This is a genomic window from Campylobacter sp. MIT 97-5078 (genome assembly GCF_006864455.1).
Taxonomy (GTDB): domain Bacteria; phylum Campylobacterota; class Campylobacteria; order Campylobacterales; family Campylobacteraceae; genus Campylobacter_D.
In genome coordinates this window covers 1-2,824 of the sequence record NZ_QHLK01000034.1, presented here as the reverse complement: position 1 = coordinate 2,824, position 2,824 = coordinate 1, and the positions used below count along the sequence as shown (strand labels likewise).

Below are 2,824 nucleotides of genomic sequence, written 5' to 3'. Positions count from 1 at the left end.
TTTCTTAAAGTATCAAGCACATCAACCTCAGTAGCTTTTTTGGCTGGATAATACGAGCTTAAAGCCACGATTAAACCTGCTCCTATAAGCGTAAGCGTAAAATCAATCATGCTTAAATCAAGTGGCAATTTACTTGAGCCATACACATCAGCTGGCAAAGAGATAATATCAAAATTTCCAAGCACCCACATTGCTATAAAAGCAAGCACTACTCCAGCACAAATGCCTCCACCACCTATGAGTGAGCCAAGGGCAAAAAAGGCTTTTTTGATCTCTTGTTTACTCGTGCCAAGTGCGAGTAAAAGGGCAATTTCACTGCGACGGTTCATCACAATCATGAGTAAAGATGAGATAATATTTAAGCTTGCAACAAGGATAATAAGCATTAAAACTGTGAATAAAGCCCTTTTTTCAAGCTCCAAAGCAGAAAATAAATTCGCATTTTGCTCCCACCAGCCAAAGACTGCAAATTCATCTCCTAAAAAAGCTTTTAAACGTTCTAAGTCCTTAAAGGCATCATTTGAATACACATGCACGCCCTCATACACGCCACTAGGCACATTTAAAAGCTTACGCACGGCCTCAATATCTGCAAACATATAGGCTTTATCATAGAGCAAAAGTCCAGAGCTAAAGCTGTATTTAACATCAAAACGTTTGGTTTGAGGGATTAAGGCTAAGCCACTTGGATTAAGATTTGAAAAGATGAGAGGAAGTTTATCATTTCTTTTAAGGTGAAATTCATCGATTAAAGCCGAGCCAGCCAGTAGATCAAAGCCTTTTAACTCCTCATCTTTTAAGGCTTCAGCCACAACCTTGTTAATCTTTTTTTCATCTTGGGAATTGACACCAAAAACTATACCGCCTTCAAAGCGATTATCACCCCTTGCAATAACTTGCGTGCTCAAATAGGGGCTAAAGCTAAGCTCTTCAAATTCATTTTGAAGCTTGAGAATCAAGGTATCATCAACTTGAGTATAAAAGCGAGGCAATATAGTCAGCGGATAATTCATCACAAAAAAACGTTCTTTAAAGTCTTTATCAAAGCCATTCATGATAGCCATAGCCACAAGTAAAACGCAAATGCCCACACACACGCCTAAAAAGGCTAAGAGCATACACAGCATGATAAAGGGCTGATCCTTATCAAAGCGGAGGTATTTTAAAAGTAGGTATTTTGGTATGCTTTTTATGCTTTTTTTCAAGCTAAAACCCCTTTTTTAGGACCGCTTTTACCATGGCATTCTTTGTATTTTTTACCACTTCCACAAGGACAAGGGCTATTGCGTGGCACTTTTTTAAACTCAGCTTCGCCCAAGCTATCTTCATTTGCTCCTATTTCAACTGAATTTTGCAAAAGCTTTTCATTTTCTTCTTGAGCCTTTTGCTCCAAACTTTCAGAAGCATTAAAAACCACATTAAACAAAGCCTTTGTGCTATCAAGTTTGATACGTTCAACAAGCTCTAAGAAAAGATTATAGCTTTCTTTTTTATACTCTACAAGTGGATCTTTTTGATTGTATCCTCTTAGTCCTATGCCAGTTTTGAGTATATCCATTTGATATAAATGCTCACGCCACGCATTATCAAGCACTTGAAGGTATAAAATTCGCTCCACTCGCTTTTTATCTGTTTCATTTAAAAAGCTCATTTTTTGCTCATAATGCTTTTTGAGTATTTCATAAAGTTTTTCATTTATATCAGCCTCACCAAGCCCTTTTAATTCGGCTCCATTAAGCTCGACATTACATTCAAATAAAAGTCTTTGTTTTAAATTTAAAAGATCGCTATCATTTTGTTCGCTTAAGAAAAAATCACTCAAAAGATGATGGTTTAATTCGCTTATATTTTGATCAATTTTTATGCTTAGATCATAATTTTCATCTAAAAGTTCATTCCTATAGCGGTATATGTTTTTTCTTTGCTCGTTTGCTACATCATCGTATTCTAAAAGGTGCTTTCTGTTTTCAAAATGCAAACTTTCAACCTTTTTTTGAGCATTTTCAACTGCTCTTGTAACTATGCCACTTTCTATACTTTCGCCTTCTTTAATCCCTAGTCTTTCCATAATGCCTTTGATTCTATCGCCTCCAAAAATTCTTAGCAGATTGTCTTCTAAGCTAAGATAAAAACGACTCATGCCCGGATCACCTTGTCTTCCAGCACGTCCTCTTAATTGATTATCAATTCTTCTACTTTCATGTCTTTCTGTGCCTATGATATAAAGTCCGCCTAAAGCCCTTACCTCATCATCTATCTTTATATCCACGCCTCGCCCTGCCATGTTTGTGGCTATAGTTACGGCTGATTTTTTGCCAGCATCAGCTATAATTAAGGCTTCTTGCTCATGGTTTTTAGCATTTAAGACATGATGAGGGATTTTTTCTTTTTTGAGCATTTCATGAAAAACCTCACTTCTTTCAATGCTTGCAGTTCCAACCAAAACCGGCTGTCCTTTAGCATTTGCCTTTTTGATCTCCTCAAGAACCGCTTTGAATTTTTCATTTTGACTTTTGTAGATAAGATCGTGCTTATCCTGACGTTTGATAGGGATATTAGTAGGAATTGAAATCACATCAAGACTATAAATTTGGCTAAATTCAGTTGCTTCAGTTTGAGCTGTCCCTGTCATGCCGGCTAATTTTTTATACATTCTAAAATAATTTTGAAAGGTAATATCAGCTAAAGTTTGGCTTTCTTCTTGAATTTTTACCCCCTCTTTAGCTTCCAAAGCCTGGTGAAGCCCATCACTAAATCGTCTGCCTTCACTTAAACGACCTGTAAATTCATCAACGATGATAACTTCTTTATTACGCACCACATA

General features: G+C 36.6%; 2 protein-coding genes. Both read right to left on the bottom strand.

Going from position 1 to position 2,824, the window contains the following annotated elements; all coding sequences use genetic code 11:
- A partial coding sequence (locus DMB91_RS08665) for an ABC transporter permease (RefSeq protein WP_260604907.1) occupies nt 1-1,193 on the bottom strand: 1,193 nt, incomplete at its 3' end.
- Nucleotides 1,194-1,201: 8 nt separating this feature from the next.
- On the bottom strand, nt 1,202-2,824 hold a 1,623-nt coding region (locus DMB91_RS08660; protein WP_034906383.1), incomplete at its 5' end, for an SEC-C metal-binding domain-containing protein.